Raw genomic sequence first — 254 nt, 5'->3', positions numbered from 1 at the left:
GAAGGGATCGAGATAGATGTCTCGACCCTGGCGGATCGGGTCGGCGCCTGCGTGGTGGCGCTCGATCCCATTATTGAGGCGATCCGGATCCATATCATGAGCGCGGAACGCATCCACGCGGACGATACGACGGTGCCGGTGCTGGCCAAGCTTAAGACGGTTACCGGTCGGATCTGGACTTATGTTCGCGATGACCGGCCGTTTGGCGGCACGGATCCGCCGGCGGCCCTGTTCTACTACTCACGCAACCGGGC

At 62.6% G+C, this 254-nt stretch carries 1 protein-coding gene; it reads left to right on the top strand.

Annotated elements, in window-relative coordinates:
- On the top strand, positions 1–254 hold a 254-nt coding region (locus tag I6F38_RS43670; RefSeq protein ID WP_225164750.1), incomplete at both ends, for an IS66 family transposase.

The organism is Bradyrhizobium sp. BRP56, from assembly GCF_020194035.1.
GTDB classification, from domain to species: domain Bacteria; phylum Pseudomonadota; class Alphaproteobacteria; order Rhizobiales; family Xanthobacteraceae; genus Bradyrhizobium; species Bradyrhizobium australafricanum.
The sequence above is the reverse complement of the archived record's forward strand: the minus strand, read 5'-3'. Positions and strand labels throughout refer to the sequence as shown.